This is a genomic window from Actinomyces howellii, assembly GCF_900637165.1.
GTDB classification, from domain to species: Bacteria; Actinomycetota; Actinomycetes; order Actinomycetales; family Actinomycetaceae; genus Actinomyces; species Actinomyces howellii.
The window spans coordinates 834,765-855,760 of sequence record NZ_LR134350.1 but is presented as its reverse complement, the minus strand read 5'-3'; the positions used below and the strand labels follow the sequence as shown (position 1 = coordinate 855,760).

Sequence of the window (20,996 nt, the reverse complement as noted above, 5' to 3'; positions counted from 1 at the left end):
GTTCATCCGGTGCTCGTGACACTTTCCGTAACGACACCGAGGTGACGACTATGACGCTTCTGACGGCAGACGACGTCCTCAACAAGAAGTTCCAGGCGACCAAGTTCCGCGAGGGCTACGAGCAGGACGAGGTCGACGAGTTCCTCGACGAGGTCGTCGAGGCGATGCGTCAGCTGGAGGCTGAGAACGCCGACCTCAAGGCCCGCCTCGAGGCCGCGAACAACCGTGTGGCCGAGCTCGGTGAGGGCGCCCCCGTCGCGGCGAAGGTGTCCGAGACCCAGATCGTCGCCCCTGTCGTCGAGGCCAAGCCCGTCGCCGCGGTGCCGGTTCCGGCCGTAGGCGGTGTCGAGGAGCCCTCCGCGGCCTCCGGGATGCTCGAGCTCGCGCAGCGCCTCCACGACGAGCACGTGGCCAACGGCCGCGCCGAGGGGGAGCGCATCGTGGCCGAGGCCCGCGCCACCGGCGAGCAGATCGTCCGCGAGGCCGAGGACCAGCGCAACCGCACCCTCGCCCAGCTCGAGAAGGAGCGCTCCGGCCTCGAGCACCGCATCGACGAGCTGCGTCGCTTCGAGTCCGACTACCGCACCCGCCTCAAGAGCTACCTCCAGGGCCTGCTGGCCAACGTCGAGGACGGCGGCACCGACGCCCCGAACCTGTGACCCGCAGCGGGCGCTGAGGCACCGGCCGCGTCCTGGCCGGGCCCCTGCCCGACTCCGTCCTCCGGGGGCGGTGGCCCGATCCTGGCCACCGCCCCCGGACCACGCCCGGGCGGCGCACGCCGCGCCCCGTGAACCTGTGAAGGACCCATGAGCACGATGAGCCGCAAGCCGAAGGACTCGACCACCGACCCGGGCCACGATCGGGGCGCCGGCACCGAGCAGGACACCGGGGCGACGTCGGTGTGGACGGTGAGTCAGTCGCAGACCGAGGGCTCCGGCAGGGCCCGTCGGCGTCCGGGCCGTGCCGTCGTCATCCTGTGGGTGCTGGCGGTGGCGGTCGTCGTCATCGACCAGCTCACCAAGGCGTGGGCGACCAGGGCGCTGGCCGACGGCGAGCGCGTCGCCGTGCTCGGGGACTGGCTCGGCCTCGTCCTCGTGCGCAACCCCGGGGCCGCCTTCTCACTGGCCTCGGGCCAGACCTGGATCCTCACCGCCGTCGCCGTCGTCGTCTCGGTCGTCGTCGTGCGCATCTCCCGCCGGCTCGCCTCGACGTGGTGGTCCGTGGCCCTCGGGCTGGTCCTGGGCGGGGCGGTGGGCAACCTCATCGACCGCATCCTGCGCGCCCCCGGGGTCTTCCGCGGCCACGTCATCGACTTCATCGACTACGCGGGGTTCTTCGTCGGCAACGTCGCCGACATCGCGATCGTCGGGGCGGCGGGCCTCATCGTCGTCCTGTCCCTGCTGGGCATCGAGATCGACGGCACCCGCGTGGGCGAGGACCCGCAGGAGGGCGAGGCGGCGGCGGCCGCCTCGCTGGGGCGTCGGGCGCGCCGCTCCGCCCGACGCGGCACGGCCGCTCCCGCTCCCGACAGCGACGGTCCCACCCCTGAGGACCCGCAGGTCGGTCAGAGCGGCTCACAGGACGGCGGACGCACCCCGGCTCACGGGCTCAGGGTGGTCGCTCCGGCTGCCGACGGCCAGGATGACCAGGGGAGCCCCGCCCAGGACAGGGCTGCCGAGGAGGACACGGACCAGGGGAGCACGAGGTGAGCTCCAGGCTCCTGCCCGTTCCCGACGGGCTGGCCGGCGAGCGGGTCGACCTGGCGCTGTCGCGGATGACGGGGCTGTCACGCACCCGCGCAGGTGAGCTGTGCGCCACGGGCCGGGTCCTGGTCGACGGGCGTGCGGTGGGCAAGTCCGAGCGCCTGGCCCCGGGGGCGGTCATCGAGGCCGACCTGCCCGAGCCCGCGCCCTTGCGGCCGGTGGCGACCCCTGTCGACGGGATGGCGGTGCTCTACGAGGACAGCGACGTCATCGTCGTCGACAAGCCTGCCGGGATCGCCGCGCACCCCTCGATGGGCTGGGACGGGCCGGACGTCCTCGGTGCCCTGGCCGCGATGCGCGTGTCGGTGGCGACCTCCGGCGCCGCCGAGCGCCAGGGCATCGTCTCGCGGCTCGACGTCGGCACCTCGGGGGTCATGATCGTGGCCAAGGGTGAGCGCGCCTACTCGGTGCTCAAGCGCGCCTTCCGCGAGCACGCGGTCGACAAGGTCTACCACGCCCTCGTCCAGGGTCACCTCGACCCCTCCTCGGGCACGATCGACGCGCCGATCGGCCGCCACCCCGGCAGCCAGTGGCGCATGGCGGTGGTCGACGGCGGCCGGGAGTCGGTCACGCACTACGACGTCATCGAGGCCATGCCCGGGGCCTGCCTGGCCGAGATCCACCTCGAGACCGGGCGCACCCACCAGATCCGTGTCCACATGTCCGCCGTGGGCCACCCGTGCGTCGGGGACGCGACCTACGGCGCCGACCCGGTGCTCACCGAGCGCACCGGGCTGAGGCGCCAGTGGCTCCACGCCCGTGAGCTGGGTCTGGCTCACCCGATCACCGGGGAGTGGATGACCTTCACCTCGGAGTACCCCGACGACCTCGTCCACGCCCTCGACGTCCTGCGCCTGCCCTGACCCGGCCCCGGGGCCGGGTCGGGTCGGTGCGCCGGTCCGCGCGCAGCCAGTGGCTGACCGGCACCAGAGAGCACAAGGAGTGATGATGACCCACCTGCCCTCCGCTGAGCGGCACGGGGCCGGAGCCCCCGCACTGCGCGTCCCCGCGGCCACGGTCGCGTTGGAGCCGGTCACCTTCGAGGTCCTGCGCGGTGACGAGACCGGACCGGGTGCCGACTCCCTGCGCCTGGGTGTCATGGACGTGCGGCTCGAGGTCTTCGTGCTCGAGCAGGCGGTCCCCTTCGTCCAGGAGATCGACGCCAGGGACTTTGAGAGCACGACGCTCCACGTCCTGGCCCGGGGAGCGGACTCCACGCCCCTGGGGGCCGGCCGGCTCCTCACCGATCCTGCTCACCCCGGTCACGCGCACCTGGGACGGCTGGCCGTGCGGCGGCTGGCCAGAGGGACCGGGCTCGGTGCCCGGCTCGTGGCCGCCCTCGAGGCCGCGGCCATCGAGCACGCTGAGCACGCTGGGCGCGCTGCCGGGGCCGCGCAGGCCGCGGACCCGCTCGAGGACCCGGAGGCGGGGGAGGACGGCGCCCCGTCGGGCCCGAGGAGCGTGACCGTCATCCTGTCCGCCCAGGAGCAGGCCATGGGCTTCTACGAGCGCTGCGGCTACCGGGTCGTCGACGCCCGACGCTACCTCGACGCCGGTATCTGGCACCGTGACATGGCCCGCACGGTCCCGGCCCCCAGGGGTGCGGTGGGCGCAGGAGCCGCCCGCGGCTGAGGGCGCCGTGACGCCTCGCACCCCGGCGCGTCCCGGCCCGGGCCGCCGGGGTCCTAGGATGCGTCCATGGCGCACACGAGCAGCAGCGGGACGGGACGCGAGCCGGCCGCCAGGGACGACTTCGTCCACCTCCACGTCCACACCGACTACTCGATGCTCGACGGGGCGGGCAAGATCAAGGACTACGTCGCCGAGGCGGCCAGGCTGGGCCAGCCGGCCCTGGCGGTCACCGACCACGGCTACATGTTCGGGGTCTACGAGTTCTACGCCGCGGCGACCAAGGCCGGGATCAAGCCGATCATCGGCGTCGAGGCCTACATGACGCCGGGGACCTCCCGCTTCGACCGGACCCGGGTGTTCTGGGGGGAGGAGTCCCAGCGCTCCGACGACGTCTCGGCACGCGGCTCCTACACCCACATGACGCTCCTGTCGCGCACGAACGAGGGCCTGCACAACCTCATGCGCATGGACTCCTACGCCTCCCTGGAGGGCCAGTGGGGCAAGGCCCCGCGCATGGACCGCGAGCTGCTCTCCCGCTACGGCGCCGGGCTCATCGGCACCTCGGGCTGCCCCTCGAGCGAGATCCAGACGCGCCTGCGGCTGGGGCAGTGGGACGAGGCCCTGCGCTGCGCCGGCGAGCTTCAGGACATCTTCGGGCGTGACTTCTTCTACGTCGAGCTCATGGACCACGGCCTGGAGATCGAGCGGCGCGTCACCAAGGACCTGCTCGCCCTGGCCAAGGAGATCGGCGCGCCCCTGCTGGCGACCAACGACTCCCACTACGTGCGTCCCGAGGACCGCACGATCCAGGACGCGATGCTGTGCATCAACTCCGGCTCGGTGCTCTCCGACCCCGACCGCTTCAAGTTCGACGGCGACACCTACTACCTGCGTCCCGGGCGGGAGATGCGCGAGCTGTTCAAGGAGATGCCGCAGGCCTGCGACAACACCCTTCTCGTGGCCGAGCAGTGCGACGTCAGCTTCGCCACCGTCGACGACGGCGCCTCCTTCATGCCGGTCTTCCCCGTCCCCGAGGGCGAGACGATGGAGTCGTGGTTCATCAAGGAGTGCTGGGCCGGCATGGAGCGCCGCTTCCACGGCTCGATCCCCGAGGACTGCAGGGCCCAGGCGGAGTACGAGATCGGCGTCATCGTCCAGATGGGCTTCCCCGGCTACTTCCTCGTCGTGGCCGACTACATCAACTGGGCCAAGGAGCACGGCATCCGCGTGGGCCCCGGTCGCGGGTCGGGAGCAGGCTCGATGGTCGCCTACGCCATGGGCATCACCGAGCTCAACCCCCTCGAGCACGGCCTCATCTTCGAGCGGTTCCTCAACCCCGAGCGCATCTCCATGCCCGATATCGACGTCGACTTCGACGAGCGCAGGCGCGACGAGGTCATCGAGTACGTCAAGGACAAGTACGGCTCCGACAGGGTCAGCCAGGTCGTCACCTACGGCGTCATCAAGGCCAAGCAGTCCCTCAAGGACTCCAGCCGGGTCATGGGCTACCCCTACGCCGTCGGGGACCGCCTCACCAAGGCGATGCCCCCGACCGTCATGGGCTCCGACATCTCCATCAAGGGGATGTTCAACCCCGAGGACCCCCGCTACGGCGAGGCCCAGGCCTTCCGCGAGCTCCACGCCGAGGACCCCGACGCCCAGAGGATCGTCGAGCTCGCCCGCGGCCTGGAGGGCATGACCCGCCAGTGGGGCGTGCACGCCTGCGCGGTCATCATGTCCTCCGAGCCGCTGACCGACATCATCCCGATGATGCAGCGCCTCCAGGACGGCGCCTTCATCACCCAGTTCGACTACCCGACCTGCGAGCACCTGGGCCTGCTCAAGATGGACTTCCTGGGGCTGCGCAACCTCACGGTCATCTCCGACGCCCTGGACAACATCGTGGCCAACGGCAAGGAGCCCCTCGACATCGACAACGTGGGCCTGGACGACCGAGGCACCTACGAGCTGCTCGCCCGCGGGGAGACCCTCGGGGTCTTCCAGCTCGACGGCGGGGGCATGCGCACCCTCCTGCGGCTCATGAGGCCCGACAACTTCGAGGACATCTCCGCCGTCGGCGCCCTGTACCGCCCGGGCCCCATGGGGGCCGAGTCGCACACGAACTACGCCCTGCGCAAGAACGGCCAGCAGGAGATCGTCCCGATCCACCCCGAGCTCAAGGAGGCTCTCGAGCCGATCCTGGGCACCACCTACGGCCTCATCGTCTACCAGGAGCAGGTCATGAAGATCGCCACCGACCTGGCGGGCTTCACGATGGGCAAGGCCGACGCGCTGCGCAAGGCCATGGGCAAGAAGAAGATGGACATCCTGGACAAGATGTTCGTCGAGTTCGAGGCCGGGATGGTCTCCAACGGCTTCTCCAAGGAGGCCGTCAAGACCCTGTGGGACGTCGTCGTCCCCTTCGCCAAGTACGCCTTCAACAAGGCCCACTCGGCGGCCTACGGGGTGGTGTCCTACTGGACGGCCTACCTCAAGGCGCACTACCCCACGGAGTACATGGCCGCGCTGCTGACCAGCCAGAAGGACAACAAGGACAAGCTGGCGGTCTACCTCGCGGAGTGCCGTCACATGGGCATCACCGTCCTGCCCCCTGACGTCAACGCCTCGCGCGCACAGTTCTCCGCCGTCGACGGCGACGTCCGCTTCGGCCTGGCCGCCATCCGCAACGTCGGCCTCAACGTCGTCGAGGCGATCGTGAGCGCGCGCAGGGACAAGGGGGAGTTCACCAGCTTCGAGGACTTCCTCGACAAGGTGCCGGCCGTCGTGTGCAACAAGCGCACCATCGACTCACTCATCAAGGCAGGGGCCTTCGACTCCCTGGGCAGGACCCGCCGAGCCCTCCAGGCCTGCCACGAGGACCTCGTCGACGAGATCATCGGGGTCAAGCGCAACGAGGCCGCCGGGCAGTTCGACCTGTTCGCCTCCCTGCTCGACGGCGGTGCCCCGACCGAGGACGCCTTCGGGTCGGGGCCGGTGTTCTCCTCCGAGGTCCCCGACCTGCCGGAGTGGGACAAGAAGGACAAGCTCGCCTACGAGCGCGACATGCTCGGGCTCTACGTCTCCGACCACCCGCTGCTGGGCCTGGAGGGGGTGCTCGGCTCGCTCGCCGACACCGAGATCTCCGAGCTCCACGAGGACGAGGAGCGTCCGGACAACACGATGGTCACGATCGCCGGCCTCATCACGGGCCTGACCCGCAAGACGACCAAGCAGGGCAACCTGTGGGCCATCGCCCAGATCGAGGACCTCGGCGGCACGATCGAGGCGTTGTTCTTCCCCGCGACCTACCAGACCGTCTCCACGATGCTCGCCCCCGACACGGTGGTCACCGTACGCGGCCGGCTCAGCCGCCGTGACGGGCAGGTGTCGATCTACGCCCAGGAGATGACCATCCCCGACGTCTCCCGCGCCACCCACGAGGCGGTCACCATCACCCTGCCCGCCAACCGGTGCACCGGGGCCCTCGTCGAGCAGTTCAAGGAGGTCCTCACCCGTCACCCGGGCATGTCGACGGTGCGACTGACGCTGACGAGCCCCGGCCGGGAGGTGCGCACCCAGCTCGACAGCTCCCTGAGCGTCGAGGCCTCGCCCGCCTTCTACAGCGACATCAAGGCGCTGCTCGGCCCGGCCTGCCTGAGGAGATGAGACGGCCCGCCCGCTGCCTGCTCAGTGTGTCTGCTCACTGTCTGTTCACTGTCCGCTGACAACCGCTCCGCAGGTTCCCGAGGGAAGCTCGACCTCGACGACGTCGCCGGGCGACAGGCGGTGCCCGCGACGGTCCTCGACGCGCCCGTTGACCCTCACGTCGCCGCACTGGACGGCGATCCGCGCCTGCGCGCCGTCCTCGACGAGCCCGGCGAGCTTGAGGAACTGCCCGAGCTTGATCTCCCCGCGCACGGGAACCGACGGGTGGGGGTGTGCGGTCGTCATGGCGCGATCCTTCCCCATCCTGCCGTCTCCTTCCAGGTCAGGGCGCTGACGCCCGCCCGGCGCCGGTCTGCGGAAGGCCCCCAGGGCGAGGCCGACCGGAGGTCCGTCGGAGGTCGCAGACGGCTGGCGGTGTGACCAATCCGGCTCATCCCGGGGCGACGACGCGGTCGATGACCGATGTGGATCACGGTACGGTAACTGTGACCCTGCCCCCGGATTAACGGAAGAACGTATGCGCCGTCTTATCGCGATAGCCGCAGCCGCTATCACCGCCATCGCGCTCCCGCTGACCGCCTCCACGGCACTGGCCGAGCCTGATGGAGCCACCCTCTACGTCTCGGCCTCGGCAGCGCAGGGGGGTGATGGAAGCGCTGCACGGCCCTTCGCCACGATCTCGGAGGCGGTGGCCGCGGCCAGCGACGGAACCACGATCGAGGTCGCCGACGGCACCTACCGCGAGGGCGAGATCTACGTCGGCAAGGACGTGACGATCCGTGCCGCGGACGGGGCCTCCCCGGTCCTGTCCGGCGCGCAGCTGCCCACCTCCTGGTCGGCCTCGGGCTCGGGCACCTGGTCGACCGCCGCGGACATGGTCCGCTTCTGCACCGTGTGCACCACCAACGCCGACCCCTCGGTCGAGGGCATGGCGGCCCACCCCGAGCAGGTCTTCGTCGACGGCCAGCCCCTCACCCAGGTCGCCACGCGGGCCGAGGTGACCGCCTCGACCTTCTACGTCGAGGACCCCGACCCGATCACCCTCAAGGACCCGCGCAACAACACCGCCGGCTACAACGTCAAGCCGCACCGGGGCGCCTCCTACGTCATCGGGGTCGACCCCTCCCAGCACACCGTCGAGGTGACCCAGCACTCGCGCGCGCTGTCCCTGGCGGGCAACGGCGTGACGCTGACGGGCATGACCGTCGAGAAGTACGCCCCCGTCCAGCGCTGGGACTACAACGACCCCGAGATCTCCACCGCCACGGGCGGAGCGATGGTCGTGGCCTCCGGTGACGACGTCGAGCTGTCGAACAACACCTTCCGCCACTCCTCGGCCGGGACCGCGATGGTGGTCTCCCAGGCCAGCCGCGTCACGGTGACCGGCAACAGCTTCGTGTCCAACGGAGGCGTGGGCGCAGGCGTCGACGACTCCTCCGACGTCGTCATCGAGAACAACTACTGGACGGACAACAACACCGCCGGCTTCACGACCTCGGCCTGCACGGCCTACTGCTCGATGGCCGACCTCAAGACCACCCACTCGCAGAACATCCGCTACGCCTACAACACCGTCGACTACTCCGCGGTGGCCGCGGACCACTCCGAGGTCGAGTCCTTCGAGACCAACCGCATGGTGGGCGCGTGGTTCGACGAGGGGACGATCGACTCCGAGATCATCGCCTCGAGCTTCGTCAACACGCCGGTGGCCATCTTCAACGAGGTCTCCCGCAACAACGTCATCGCCTCCAACCTCGTCGAGGGCGCCAACATCGGCATCCAGATCTCCGGCTCGGAGAGCACCCAGGTGTGGAACAACACGATCACCCACGCCCTGACCTCGATCGTCGTCCAGGAGGACGGGCGCTCCGACGGCTGCATGGCCCACGGGGCGGACGGCACCTGCCACGCGGTGGAGAGCTGGTCGGCCTCCCAGGGCCTGACCTGGGACACCGGCGGGACGACGATCTACAACAACATCCTGTCCTCGGAGCAGACGATCGCCGAGGGCGACTTCTGGAAGTACTCCGCCATGGTGCAGGTCACCGGCGGGGAGGACACGAACGGCTCCGGCGGTGTCTACGCCAACCAGATGATCGCCGCCATCGACTACAACGTGTACTACCGCGAGCCGACGACGAACCCGTCGACGACGGTCCTGTGGCAGTACGGGGTCGACCGTGCCGCGCAGACCGTCAACGCCCCGACCCTGGCCGACTTCGCCGCGAGCCCGCACGTCCAGGCCCAGGGCAAGGAGACCAACGGGCTGGACCTGTCGGGGACCCGTGAGACGAACCCGGTGCTCGTGCGGGAGTCGGCCGACGCCACCGCCTGGAAGACCTCCGACCTGCACGCCGCCGACGGCGGCCCCGGTGACGGGACCGGTGCTGCTCTTCCGACCGACGTCGCCGAGGTGCTGGGACTGAGCGCCGGAGGCGCCGTCGACCGCGGTGCCCTGGTCAACGTCGCCTGGCAGGCCGACGGCGCGGCGGCCGGTGCCGCCGCCCCGGCCGCCCCTGCCGCCCAGGAGCAGCCTGCTGCTGCCGCCGCGGCCCAGGCCACGCCGAGCGACGAGGCCACCATCCTCGACGGTGCGCAGGACGGTGGCGCCGTCCAGGCGGGGGCCGCCCAGGCACCCGCCGGCTCGTGGGTCGACCCCGGTCAGGAGCAGCAGGTGGCGCGCAAGATCCAGATGGCCACGGTCGTCGAGCGCACCATGATGGGACTGGGCGCCCTGGCCACGCTCCTGCTCGGCCTGCTCATCGTGCGCCGAGTGTGGTTCGTCTGATCGTCATGTCAGGAGCCGACCCGGGTACCGCGGCGCCCGCCGGCACCCACGGGGTGCGCGGACGGTGACCCGACGGACCGGCGGGGAGGACGGGGCTGCGGCCCCGTCCTCCCCGCCGTCGCACGCGCTGGCCCTCGTCACGGGCCAGCGCTACCCGGTGGGGGAGCGGATGCACACCCTCACCCCGCGCCTGGCCCGGGCTACGGAGCTCGCGCGCCTCGTCCTGCTCGACGTGGCAGCACACGGTGAGGTCCTCACCTACGGAGAGCTGAGCGAGGCGATCGGCGGGGCCGTCCTTCCCCGGCACATGGGACCGCTGCTGCACATGCTCGGGCACGACTGCACGCTGCGAGGGGAGCCGGGCCTGCCCGCCCTCGTGGTCTCGGCGAGCACGGGGGAGGTCGGGACGCCTGACGGGAGCTGGGCGCCGCCGGAGCGCCGGGCGTGCTGGCGCTACTGGGGCGCCCAGGGAGCCTCTCAGGCGCCGGGCTGAGCGCCGAGCCGCCTCGAGACCGGCTCCGGGGCCGAGCGCAGGAAGCTCAGACCAGGGTGGTCGCGCAGGCCCTCGGCCCCGTGGCGGTACCACACGGCGGCGACCGCGGCCACCGCCGCAACAGGACCCTCGACGCGCAACGGGGAGGTGTCGCGGAACTCGAGGAACAGCATGCCGGTGGGCGGGTGAGGGTGGACGGCCTGGACGGCCCCGTACCAGAAGTCGAGCCAGGTCGCGTCCTGCAGGCGCACGACGAGGCGTCGGTCGGTCACGATGAACCGCGCCCACTGCTGCTCCCGCCACTGGTGGGCGGCCATGCGCACCGCGGTCTTGCGGGCCGAGGCGTTGGCGATCGCCTGGGCGCCGATGCCGGCCAGCACGAAGACCGGTGAGCCGAAGTAGAAGCCGCTGGACGTGTAGTAGGTGACGTCGGTGGAGTAGAAGCGGGCGTACCCGCTGCCGGTGTCGAGGAAGACCCGCTCGCCGTCCTCGAGGCTGACGTCCCAGACCCGGACCGCCGGCGCCGGGGAGCCGGCGAGGACGGCCCGGGCCACCGCGCGCGCATGGTCCTCCGAGACGTCGAGGTCGCGCAGCCGCTCGAGCTCGAGGCGCGTCGTCCTCGAGTAGTGGCCCCGGTCGAACCGGGCCTTGCGCAGGACGCTCGTCCCCAGCGAGACCACCGAGACGGTCAGGAGGACGGCGGCGACGAGCCAGGTGGCGCACAGGGTGAGGAACCACAGGGACCACGCCACCTGCCGCTGGGCCTCAGGCGTGCCCAGGCTCCTGGCCAGCAGCACCCAGCTGGCGACGAGGAGCGCCAGACGCACACAGGCGTGGACCACCTGGCGCGCGCGCGGTCCTGTCGGGAGGCTGTTGACACGGTTGACACGGTTGACACGGTTAGCGGGCATGAGGGGATCCTGGGTCGGTCCGTGCCGGGGACCACGCGTTCCGGGGACCAGGGGTGCGGTGTGCGACCGCGGCGGCACGCGCCCTCAGCCTACGCCAGCGCCTCCCGGGTCGGCGGCGGTCGGCGAGGCCGGCGAGGGTAGGCTCGCCCCATGCTCACCCGCACCGACCTGCGAGACACCGACCTGACCGCCCGCGAGCTCGCCGGCGTCCTGCCCCGAGCCTCGCTCGACGTCGCGGCCGCCCTCGACACGGTCGCCCCCCTCATCGCGGACGTGCGCGAGCGGGGTGCGGCGGCGCTGCGTGACGCCTCCGAACGCTTTGACGGCCTGCGCCCCGAGCACCTGCGCGTGCCCGAGGCTGCCCTCGCCGCCGCCCTCGAGGGGCTCGACCCGGCCGTGCGGGAGGGCCTGGAGCTGTCGATCGCCCACAACCGTGCCGGGCACACCGCCCAGCTGCCCACTGAGGTCGACACCGAGGTCGTGCCGGGCGGCCACGTCCTCCAGCGCTGGGTGCCGGTGCGCCGGGTGGGGCTCTACGTGCCGGGGGGCCTGGCGGTCTACCCCAGCTCTGTGGTCATGAACGTCGTGCCCGCCCAGGTCGCCGGCGTCGAGCGCATCGCCCTGGCCAGCCCGCCCCAGGAGGCCTTCGGCGGTCTGCCCCACCCCACCATCCTGGCGGCCTGCGCGCTTCTGGGTGTCACGGAGGTCTACGCGGTCGGCGGCGCCCAGGCGATCGCGATGCTCGCCTACGGAGCGGCCGCACAGACCGAGGCCGACCTGCGGGACGCGGGCGGGCCGGTCCTGTGCGAGCCGGTCGACGTCGTGACCGGACCGGGCAACATCTACGTCGCAGCCGCCAAGCGCGCCGTCCGCGGGGTCGTGGGCATCGACGCCGAGGCGGGCCCCACCGAGATCGCGGTCCTGGCCGACGCAGGTGCGGACCCAGAGCTCATCGCCGCCGACCTGCTGTCCCAGGCGGAGCACGACCCGAGCGCGGGAAGCGTGCTCATCACCGACTCCGAGACGCTTGCCGACGCCGTCGACGCCGCCCTGGAACGGCGGCTGGCGGCCACGAGGCACGCGACGCGGGCCGCCACCGCCCTGGCGGGGCCGCAGTCGGGGGTCGTCATCGTGCGCGACATCGACCACGGCGTGCAGGTCGCCGACGCCTACGCCGCGGAGCACCTGGAGATCCACACCGCTGAGGCACCAGCGGTGGCGCGTCGTGTCCGCAACGCCGGCGCGATCTTCGTGGGCCCTGACAGCCCGGTGCCCCTGGGGGACTACCTCGCCGGCTCCAACCACGTCCTCCCCACAGGGGGGACGGCGCGCTTCGCGTCGGGCCTGAGCGTCATGGCCTACCTCAAGGCCGTCCAGGTCGTCGAGTACGACGCCGCCGCCCTGGCCGCTCTGGCCCGGCCGCTGACCGCTCTGGCACGGTGCGAGGACCTGCCCGCCCACGGTGAGGCGGTGCAGGCCCGCCTCGCTCGCTGACCCGCGGCCGGAGACCGGGCGGGCCGAGCACCGGCTCGGGACCGGCGCGGAACGGCTCAGCGCTGGGCCAGGACGAGGGGGTGGACGGTGGCGGCGCCGGCCCGCAGCAGGAGGCGGGCCGCCACGGTGAGCGTCCACCCCGAGTCCGTCCAGTCGTCGACGAGCACGACCCGGGCGCCCTGGAGCTCGGCCAGCGCGTTGCGGCTCCAGGAGTCCAGGGACAGGGACCGGGCGACCTGGGCGAGCCTGAAGGCGCTGCCCACGTCGTGGCGTCCCGGCTCGCCCCGCGCCTCGACCACGCCCAGGGGCCTGGTTGCGAGCCGGTGTGCCACTGCCCGGCCGAGCTGGCGCACGAGGCCCGGACGGCTCCGCGAGTCGACGATGACGACCACGAGGCCCGCCGTGAGACCTCCGCTTCCGGCATCGGCCGGCCCGGCGTCCTCGGCGTCGATCCGGGCCCCCAGCCGGTCGGCGACCTCGAGCACGGGATCGCGCAGCGCAGGGGGCACCTGCGTGTCGCCGTCCTGGTCGAGCACCGCGCGCAGGGCGGCCGACACGCCCAGGCCGTCCAGGCGGCCGACCGCGATCCCCTCGCCTGCGCGCTCGGAGTCCGGGATGCGTCCCCGCAGCCCGGGCAGGTCGAGCCTGCTCATGCCCACGGGCCACTGCCGGCGGGGCTCGAGGGCGACCCCGATGCGCGAGAGGGACTCGACGGCGGCAGCCACGTCCTGAGCGTCGGGGGCGCCGGGCAGGCTGAGCCCGCCGCACAGGTCGCAGGCCCCGCAGCGCCAGCCCGCAGGCATCTGCGGGTCGTCGAGCGCGCCGCGCAGGAAGGCCATCCTGCAGGCCGGGGCGCGCAGCGCCTCGTAGCGCTCCATAGCCTCCTGCTCGGCCAGCCTGGCCGCCTCGACGCGTCGGTAGCGCTCGTCGTCGTAGACCCAGGGCAGACCCGTCGCCTCCCAGCCGCCGCGCACGCGCCGCACGGCACCGTCGACGTCGAGGACCTTGAGCATCGACTCCAGGCGCGAGCGGCGCAGGCTGGTCACGGCGCCCAGGACGCTCGTTGACACGGGGCCCTCGTCCCCGGCCTCCTCAAGGGCGGCGAGAACCTCTCGCACCTGGGCCTCGGCAGGGAATCCCTGTGCGCCGAACCAGTCCCAGACGGCCCGGTCCTCGGCGCCGGGGAGGAGGATGACCTCGGCGCGCTCGACCCCACGGCCGGCGCGCCCCACCTGCTGGTAGTACGTCACCGGCGAGGACGGGGCCCCCATGTGCACGACGAAGCGGAGATCGGGCTTGTCGAATCCCATGCCCAGGGCGCTCGTGGCCACAAGCGCCCTGAGCCGGTTGTCCTTGAGCTCGGCCTCAAGGCGCTCCCGCTCGGCGGCGTCGGTCTGTCCGGTGTAGGCGGCGACCTCCAGACCCGCCTCGCGCAGCCGCTGGGCGACCTCGCCCGCGGCCGCCACGGTCAGGCAGTAGACGATCCCCGCCCCCTGGGCTCGGCGCACGTACTCGGTGAGCCAGGCCAGGCGGGCGGCCGGGCTGCCCAGGCGGCGCACCGCCAGGTGCAGCGAGCTCCTGTCCAGCGAGCCCCGCAGGACGAGGACCTCGGGGCTCGACCCGCCCGCGGACCCACCGGCCAGCTGCTCGGCGACGTCGGCGGTCACCCGGGCGTTGGCGGTGGCGGTGGTGGCCAGGACCGGGGTCGAGGGGGTCAGGTCCTCCAGGAGGGTGCGGATGCGCCGGTAGTCGGGGCGGAAGTCGTGCCCCCAGTCCGACACGCAGTGGGCCTCGTCGATGACGACCAGGCCCGCGTCCGCCGCCAGGTGGGGGAGGACCTCCTCGCGGAACACCGGGTTGTTGAGACGCTCGGGGGACACGAGAAGGACGTCGATCTCACCGGCGCGGACCTGGGCCTCGACGGACTCCCACTGGGTGACGTTGGCCGAGTTCATCGTGGTGGCCCGGATGCCCGCGCGTCGGGCCGCCGCGACCTGGTCGCGCATGAGCGCGAGCAGCGGCGAGATGATGACGGTGGCCCCGGCCCCGGAGCGCGAGCCGGGGGAGGGGAGGGGATCGCCCGGCGCCCATCGACCCCAGCCCTCGCGCAGCAGGACGGTGGCCACGAAGTAGACCGCCGACTTGCCCCAGCCGGTGCGCTGGACGACGAGAGCCCGGCGGTGCTCGCTCACCAGCGCCTCGATCGCCGTCCACTGGTCGTCGTGGAGGCGAGCACCCGGCTCCGCGACGAGCTCGCGCAGGACGGCCTCGGCGCGCAGGCGGACAGGGGAGTCAGTCGTCGACGGGCTCATGGCACCACCGTAGCCTCACGGTCCCGGCGCCCGCCGCGCCCGGGTCGCGCCTCGTCCCGGTGGCCCGAGGAGGTCGGGCAGTGCCTGTGGCCCAGATAACGAAGGTACCTGTTCAATCTTCTTGACGCGTAGTGAAGGTACCTGTAGTTTCTCGTCGACAGATTCAACAGGTACCGTCAGAATAATGTCGGTCCGCGAAGAGCTCAGGAGCTCGGTCATGGACACGCAGCACGAAGACCAGACACACCAGACAGACCAGACAGACCAGACAGACCAGACAGACCAGGTCGAGCGTCCCGGGGAGGTCGCTCGCGCCACGACGGCCCGCGCCGAGGGGGCCGGTGGCACCCCGGGTGCCGGTGGCGCGCAGGGCGGTGGTGCTGAGCACGCCGGCATCCACGAGCGCCTGCGCCGCCTGGGCCATCTCATGCGCCGCCGGCGCGCCGAGGCGCACCACGTCCACGGGCCCCTGGCGGACACGACCCGCGGGCGCGGCCGGGTGCTGGCCGCACTGCGCATGCAGAGCCCGGTGCCCACCCGCGAGCTCGCCTTCGTCCTCGACATCCGCCAGCAGTCGCTCAACGAGCTGCTCAAGAAGCTCGAGGCGGACGGTCTGGTTGAGCGCACCCCGAGCCAGGAGGACAGACGGGTCATGCTCGTGTCGCTCACCGAGGCCGGGCGCCGGGCGCCCCTGGGGCCAGAGGGTGAGGACCCCCTGTCGGTCCTCAGCCCGGAGGAGGCGCAGACCCTGGCCGCGGTGCTCGACAAGCTCATCGCCTCCCTGGAGGCCCAGCTGGGGCTGGACTCCGAGGAGGAGGACGAGACGTGGCGCCAGGCCAGGCGCCGCATGGGTGAGGAGCGCGTCGAGACGATGATGCGTATGCGCGAGCACGGCTTCGGGGCATGGGGTGAGCCCGGGCCCGGACGCGGTCACAGGGGCGGCCACGAGAACGGCCACGAAGACGGCCACGGAAACGGTCACAGGGGTGACCACGAAGACGGCCACGAAGACGGCCACGGACGCGGGCACAGGGGCGGCCACAGGGGCGGTCACGGAGGCGGCCACGGAAACGGTCGCAGGGGCGGACACGGAGGCGGCCGAGGGGGCAGGGGCCGCCTCGACCTGCCTGACGGGCAGGCTCCGGACCGGGAGTCCCGGGCCTACCGTGGACGCCGCCCCGACCGGCGCTGGTGACCACCGCGTCCCGCCCGCGGGACGGGTCGTAGGCTGGTGGCGTGGACCTGCTCGTCATCGCCGTCGTCGCGCTGCTCGTCATCGCAGCGTGCAACCAGATCGCTCCCAGGCTCGGGCTGGCCTCCCCTCTCGTCCTCCTGGGCCTGGGCGTCGCCGTGGGGTTCCTGCCGATGGTCGGCGCCATCGAGCTCGACCCGGAGATCGTCCTGGAGATGGTCCTCCCGCCCCTGCTGTTCGGCGCGGCGGTGTCGATGCCGGTCATGGACTTCCGTCGTGAGCTCATCGCCGTGGCGGGCCTGGCCGTCGGCCTCGTCGTCGTCACGGCGGTGGTCCTGGGACTCGTGGTCCACACGATCGTCCCCGACCTTCCTGTGGCCTGGGCGATCGCGCTGGGCGCGGTGCTCAGCCCCACGGACGCGGTCGCCGTGGCCATCGCCAAGGACCTGGGGGTCTCCCACCGCATCATCACGATCCTGGAGGGCGAGGGCCTGTTCAACGACGCCACCGCCCTGGTTCTGCTCTCCTCGGCCACGGCGGTAGGGCTCATGACCGACACCCACGCCCTGGAGCCGGGCAGCCTCGTGCTCGACTTCGTCGTCGCCCTGGCGGTCGCCCTGCTCGTGGGGTGGGTGGTCGGGGAGGTGACCACCCGTGTGTGCGCCCGGGTGAGCGACCCGACCGCCAACACCGTCATCTCCTTCACGATCCCCTTCCTCGCCTCGATCCCGGCGGAGCACCTCGGCGGTTCGGGGCTCGTGGCGGCCGTTGTCGCCGGGCTCGTGGGCTCCTACCGCGCGCCGGCCCTCGTCCCGCCGGCCAACCGGCGCACGGCGCAGCACAACTGGCGCACCGTCGAGCTGGTCCTCGAGGGTGGTGTCTTCCTGACCATGGGCCTGCAGGCCTACGGGATCGTCGAGGAGGTGCGCCAGACCACCGGCGGCCTGGCCTGGGCCGGGCTCCTGGCGCTGACGGCGGGGGCGCTGACGGTCGTCCTGCGGGCGGCCTTCGTCGTGCCGCTGCTGGCCTGGTTGCGCAGCCTGGGGGCCCGCTCCCGGCGGCGATACGAGCGGGCCGAGGAACGCATGAGCGCCTTCGAGCAGCGACTGTCGCACGCCTGCGACCTCGATGAGGAGGTGATCGGCGCCCGCGATCTCACGCCGGAGGAGTGGAAGCGTGCCCTGCACCGGTGGTCGGCCCGTCTCGAGCACGGCCGGCGCAAGCAGCGGCGCGCCCGCAACGACCTCGACTACTTCCTCAACGAGCCCCTGGGCCCCCGGGAGGCCTCGGTCATCATCTGGGCCGGGATGCGGGGGGCGGTGACCCTGGCTGCCGCGCAGACCCTTCCGCTGGGGACCCCGATGCGGCCCTTCCTGCTTCTCGTGGCACTGCTCGTGGCCGCCGGATCGCTCGTCATCCAGGGGCTGACGCTGCCCGCCCTCGTCCGGGTGGCCAGGCCGCAGATGGCCGCCGACGGCGCGCTGGAGGACGAGCGGCGCCGCCTCGTGGCGGTCCTGGGCGGGGCCCTCAAGGACACGGCCCTGGCCCAGGCGCTGTCCGACCGCGCAGGCCAGCTCGAGGTCGAGCCCGGCGGTGCGGGCGGGATCACCCGCTCCTTCTCCACCGTCGGGCGAGTGCTGGCCCACGTCGACACCGCGAGGCCCAGGGCAGAGGCCCCGGCCCTGACGACGACTCCGCTGCGCCGCAGGAGGCCGGCGGCACCGGTGACACCAACGGGTCCGGCGGTACGGACGGGTCAGGCAGCGGGCGGGACCTGGCCCCGTTGACCCAGAAGCAGGTACGGGACCTGGCCGTCGAGGCGATCCGATCCCAGCGCGCCGCGCTTCTCGAGGCGCGCGACGAGGGCCTGTTCTCCTCGGCGACCCTGGAGTACGCCCTGGAGCGTCTCGACACCGAGGAGGTCATGCTCTCCGGCCGGCACTGACGGCGGCACCGACGCCGGCACTGACGCCGGCACTGACGCCGGCACCGACCGCTGGCTCCCCGACCTGAGGCGCCGCGTAGACTGCGGGCCGTGAGCACGATCCGTCCCCGCCCCGGCCTCGAGGGCTGCGAGCCCTACGGCGCCCCCGAGCTCGAGGTCCCGGTGCGCCTCAACGTCAACGAGAACCCCTACCCGCCCTCCGAGGCGGTCGTGGCGGGTATCGCGGCGGCGGTCGCCGGCGCGGCCGCCGGGGCCAACCGCTACCCCGACCGTGACTTCCCGGCGCTGCGCACGGCCCTGGCGGACTATCTCGCCGTCGAGTCCGGCGTGCGCCTGCCTCCTGAGCGGATCTGGGCGGCCAACGGCTCCAACGAGGTCATGCTCCACATCCTCCAGGCCTTCGGCGGCCCCGGTCGCCCGTGCCTCAGCTTCGCCCCCACCTACTCGATGTACCCCGAGTACGCCCGAGACACCCTCACCCCCTTCGTCACCGAGCGGCGCTCTGACGACTTCACGCTCGGCTCCCCCGACAGCGACGACCCAGGACAGGGGATCCAGGGGATCACGGAGGCCGTGCGGGCCCACCGCCCCGCCGTCATCATCGTCGCCAGCCCGAACAACCCCACCGGGACCGCGCTGCCGACACACCAGCTCCGTGCCCTGCTCGATGCCGCCCGGGGCAGCGGTCCGGTCGACCTCGAGGGCCGGCCCTGCGACGCCCTCGTCGTCGTCGACGAGGCCTACGGGGAGTTCCGCCGCCCCGGGGTCCCCAGTGCGCTCGAGCTCCTCGAGGACAACCCCCACCTCGTGGTCACCCGGACGATGAGCAAGGCCTTCGGCATGGCGGGGCTGCGCCTGGGGTACATGGCAGCCGGTACGAGCGTCGTCGAGGCGCTGCGTGTCGTTCGCCTGCCCTACCACCTCTCGGCCCTGACCCAGGCGGCGGCGCTCGCCGCCCTGGGGCACCGCGAGGAGCTCATGGCTCAGGTCGCCTCCCTGCGCGCCGAGCGCGACGAGCTGGTCACGTGGCTGCGCTCCCGTGGCCTGACCGCCCACGACTCCGACGCCAACTTCGTCCTGTTCGGCCCCTTCGCCGACCGCGACGCGGTGTGGCGCGACCTGCTCGACGACGGGGTGCTCATCCGCGTCGTCGGCCCGCCGGGGTACCTGAGGGTCTCGGTGGGCACCCCCGAGGAGACGGCGCGCTTCCGCGCCGCGCTCACCCGGACCCTGTCCTCGCCCGAGCACACGACCGCGCAGGAGGCCCTCGCATGAGCCGCACCGCCCGTATTGAACGCACGACCAGTGAGTCCTCGGTCGTCGTCGAGATCGACCTGGACGGCACCGGGCGCACGGAGATCTCGACCACCGTGCCCTTCTACGACCACATGCTCACGGCGCTGGGCAAGCACTCGCTCATCGACATGACCGTGCGCGCCACCGGGGACACTGACATCGACGTCCACCACACCGTGGAGGACACGGCCATCTGCATCGGGCAGGCGCTGCGCACCGCCCTGGGGGACAAGCGTGGCATCCGGCGCTTCGGCGACGCCCTCGTCCCGCTCGACGAGGCCCTGGCCCAGGCCGTCGTCGACGTGTCCGGCCGGCCCTACCTCGTGCACGACGGGGAGTCCGAGGCCTTCGTCCACCACCTCCTGGGCGGGCACTTCACCGGCTCGATGGTCCGGCACGTCCTCGAGGCGATCGCGTACCACGCGGGCATCTGCCTGCACGTGCGCGTCGTGTCCGGCAGGGACCCCCACCACGTCGCCGAGGCCGAGTTCAAGGCCCTGGCCCGGGCGCTGCGCGCCGCGGTGGAGCCTGACCCGAGGGTCGAGGGGATCCCCTCGACGAAGGGGGCGCTGTGATGGACGACGGACGTGGTGCGGGCCGGAGGCACGGCAACGGCGGGGACGGTGGGGACGAGGACATCGACGCCCGGTTCGCGGCCATGATGGAGGGGCTCGACCTCGACGACGCCCTGGCTCCCGGCGCCGCGGCCCAGGGGGCCGCGGGGCAGAGCGCCCCCCGTGAGGACGGCGTGTCGGACCCCGCCGAGGCGGAGGCGGGAGCAGCGGGTCCCAAGGCCGTCAAGGTGGCGGTCGTGCTCACCCCGATCGCCAAGGTCGAGACCCTGGCGGGCCTGTGCGCGATGAGCGACCTCGACTGCACCGTCGTGCCGGCCTCGACGGGCGCCCTCGCGGTCAAGGAGTTCGTCTCGGCGCACGCCCAGTGGGATGTCGCCGAGCTTCTCGGCGGGATCGAGACCGAGCCCGCCGAGGCCGCAGAGCTCGCCGGGTCCCTGTCGCGCTTCAGCCGCGGCGGCGCCATCCTCCTGACCGCGGACCTCGCCACCGACGTCGGCATCGAGAAGGGGCTGTCGGGCACGATCACCGCCCGGCGCTACGACAACGGCGCAGCGGGGGAGGAGGCCTCCGCCGGGCTGCTTCTGGCGGGGGTCGACCAGGTCGTCGAGGACATCCTGCTCGGCGTGGTCAGGGCCGAGGACGTGCGCGGAGCGGTGCGGACCACCGAGGTCAGGCCCGGCGGTGCGCTGCGCTGGCTGGGGCGGGGCCTGCGCAGGACCCGTGGACAGGGCCGTGACGGCGGGGCGGAGCCGGGCGACCCGGGTGAGCCGGGAGGGACGAGCACCACCGAGGGCGGCGGGGCCTGACTCGCCTCCGGTGCTCGGACGGGGCGTCGACGACGTCGGCAGGAGCTCGTCTCCGCCGCGCCGGTCCCATCCGTGGCCGCGGGTGGCCGCGGGTGGCCGCGGTGACTCTCAGCGGCCGCCCTC

The 20,996-nt window shown here is 72.5% G+C and carries 17 protein-coding genes; 14 read left to right on the top strand and 3 right to left on the bottom strand.

Annotated elements, in window-relative coordinates:
• Positions 1 to 50 precede the first annotated feature (50 nt).
• From EL245_RS03600 to dnaE, 5 genes are all read left to right on the top strand, one after another.
• Positions 51 to 659 (top strand): DivIVA domain-containing protein, encoded by a 609-nt coding sequence (locus tag EL245_RS03600; RefSeq protein ID WP_197719441.1) that lies wholly within the window; start codon positions 51 to 53, stop codon positions 657 to 659.
• A 147-nt stretch (positions 660 to 806) separates the two neighbouring features.
• Positions 807 to 1,709, top strand: coding sequence for a signal peptidase II (lspA, locus tag EL245_RS03595; protein WP_331852819.1), 903 nt, complete (start codon positions 807 to 809; stop codon positions 1,707 to 1,709).
• The gene (locus EL245_RS03590) at positions 1,706 to 2,626 is read left to right on the top strand and encodes an RluA family pseudouridine synthase (RefSeq protein ID WP_126381895.1); all 921 of its coding nucleotides are present in this window, start codon (positions 1,706 to 1,708) and stop codon (positions 2,624 to 2,626) included. Before lspA ends, EL245_RS03590 begins: the two co-directional genes overlap by 4 nt.
• An 85-nt stretch (positions 2,627 to 2,711) precedes the next feature.
• A complete protein-coding gene (locus tag EL245_RS03585) occupies positions 2,712 to 3,395 on the top strand; it encodes a GNAT family N-acetyltransferase (protein ID WP_126381894.1) in 684 nt (227 codons plus the stop codon).
• A gap of 66 nt (positions 3,396 to 3,461) precedes the next feature.
• Positions 3,462 to 7,061 carry a DNA polymerase III subunit alpha gene (gene dnaE, locus EL245_RS03580; protein WP_126381893.1) on the top strand — a complete coding sequence of 1,200 codons (3,600 nt, stop codon included), beginning with the start codon at positions 3,462 to 3,464 and terminating at the stop codon, positions 7,059 to 7,061.
• Positions 7,062 to 7,106: 45 nt separating this feature from the next.
• Here the strand turns inward: dnaE and EL245_RS03575 are convergent, their stop codons facing one another.
• Positions 7,107 to 7,346 carry an RNA-binding S4 domain-containing protein gene (locus tag EL245_RS03575; RefSeq protein ID WP_126381892.1) on the bottom strand — a complete coding sequence of 80 codons (240 nt, stop codon included), beginning with the start codon at positions 7,344 to 7,346 and terminating at the stop codon, positions 7,107 to 7,109.
• 232 nt (positions 7,347 to 7,578) lie between these two features.
• On the opposite strand from EL245_RS03575, the gene EL245_RS03570 reads away from it, so the two are divergent.
• A complete protein-coding gene (locus EL245_RS03570) occupies positions 7,579 to 9,849 on the top strand; it encodes a right-handed parallel beta-helix repeat-containing protein (protein ID WP_126381891.1) in 2,271 nt (756 codons plus the stop codon).
• Between the two features lie 169 nt (positions 9,850 to 10,018).
• On the top strand, positions 10,019 to 10,342 hold the full coding sequence (locus EL245_RS03565; RefSeq protein ID WP_126383969.1) for a hypothetical protein: 324 nt from the start codon (positions 10,019 to 10,021) through the stop codon (positions 10,340 to 10,342).
• Here EL245_RS03565 and EL245_RS03560 read toward each other — a convergent pair.
• Positions 10,327 to 11,253 (bottom strand): hypothetical protein, encoded by a 927-nt coding sequence (locus tag EL245_RS03560; RefSeq protein ID WP_126381890.1) that lies wholly within the window; start codon positions 11,251 to 11,253, stop codon positions 10,327 to 10,329. The genes EL245_RS03565 and EL245_RS03560 overlap by 16 nt on opposite strands.
• Positions 11,254 to 11,403: 150 nt before the next feature.
• Here EL245_RS03560 and hisD point away from each other — a divergent pair, with 150 nt between their 5' ends.
• Positions 11,404 to 12,747, top strand: a complete 1,344-nt coding sequence (gene hisD, locus EL245_RS03555) for a histidinol dehydrogenase (RefSeq protein ID WP_126381889.1) — start codon at positions 11,404 to 11,406, stop codon at positions 12,745 to 12,747.
• A gap of 56 nt (positions 12,748 to 12,803) precedes the next feature.
• On the opposite strand, the gene EL245_RS03550 is transcribed toward hisD, so the two are convergent.
• Positions 12,804 to 15,059: a RecQ family ATP-dependent DNA helicase gene (locus tag EL245_RS03550; protein WP_126381888.1), complete on the bottom strand. Its 2,256-nt coding sequence runs from the start codon at positions 15,057 to 15,059 to the stop codon at positions 12,804 to 12,806.
• A gap of 217 nt (positions 15,060 to 15,276) precedes the next feature.
• On the opposite strand from EL245_RS03550, the gene EL245_RS03545 reads away from it, so the two are divergent.
• The 6 genes from EL245_RS03545 (at position 15,277) to EL245_RS03525 (ending at position 20,873) form a co-directional block, all read left to right on the top strand.
• Positions 15,277 to 16,254, top strand: coding sequence for a MarR family winged helix-turn-helix transcriptional regulator (locus EL245_RS03545; protein ID WP_232009854.1), 978 nt, complete (start codon positions 15,277 to 15,279; stop codon positions 16,252 to 16,254).
• A gap of 41 nt (positions 16,255 to 16,295) precedes the next feature.
• Complete coding sequence (locus EL245_RS03540; RefSeq protein WP_197719440.1) at positions 16,296 to 18,038, top strand: cation:proton antiporter; 1,743 nt, start codon at positions 16,296 to 16,298, stop codon at positions 18,036 to 18,038.
• Positions 18,035 to 18,196, top strand: coding sequence for a hypothetical protein (locus EL245_RS13365; protein ID WP_197719439.1), 162 nt, complete (start codon positions 18,035 to 18,037; stop codon positions 18,194 to 18,196). Before EL245_RS03540 ends, EL245_RS13365 begins: the two co-directional genes overlap by 4 nt.
• A 90-nt stretch (positions 18,197 to 18,286) precedes the next feature.
• Positions 18,287 to 19,471, top strand: coding sequence for a histidinol-phosphate transaminase (locus EL245_RS03535; RefSeq protein ID WP_126381887.1), 1,185 nt, complete (start codon positions 18,287 to 18,289; stop codon positions 19,469 to 19,471).
• Complete coding sequence (gene hisB, locus EL245_RS03530) at positions 19,468 to 20,067, top strand: imidazoleglycerol-phosphate dehydratase HisB (RefSeq protein ID WP_126381886.1); 600 nt, start codon at positions 19,468 to 19,470, stop codon at positions 20,065 to 20,067. The genes EL245_RS03535 and hisB overlap by 4 nt, the downstream gene beginning before the upstream one ends.
• Positions 20,067 to 20,873: a hypothetical protein gene (locus EL245_RS03525; RefSeq protein ID WP_232009853.1), complete on the top strand. Its 807-nt coding sequence runs from the start codon at positions 20,067 to 20,069 to the stop codon at positions 20,871 to 20,873. The genes hisB and EL245_RS03525 overlap by 1 nt, the downstream gene beginning before the upstream one ends.
• Positions 20,874 to 20,996 lie beyond the last annotated feature (123 nt).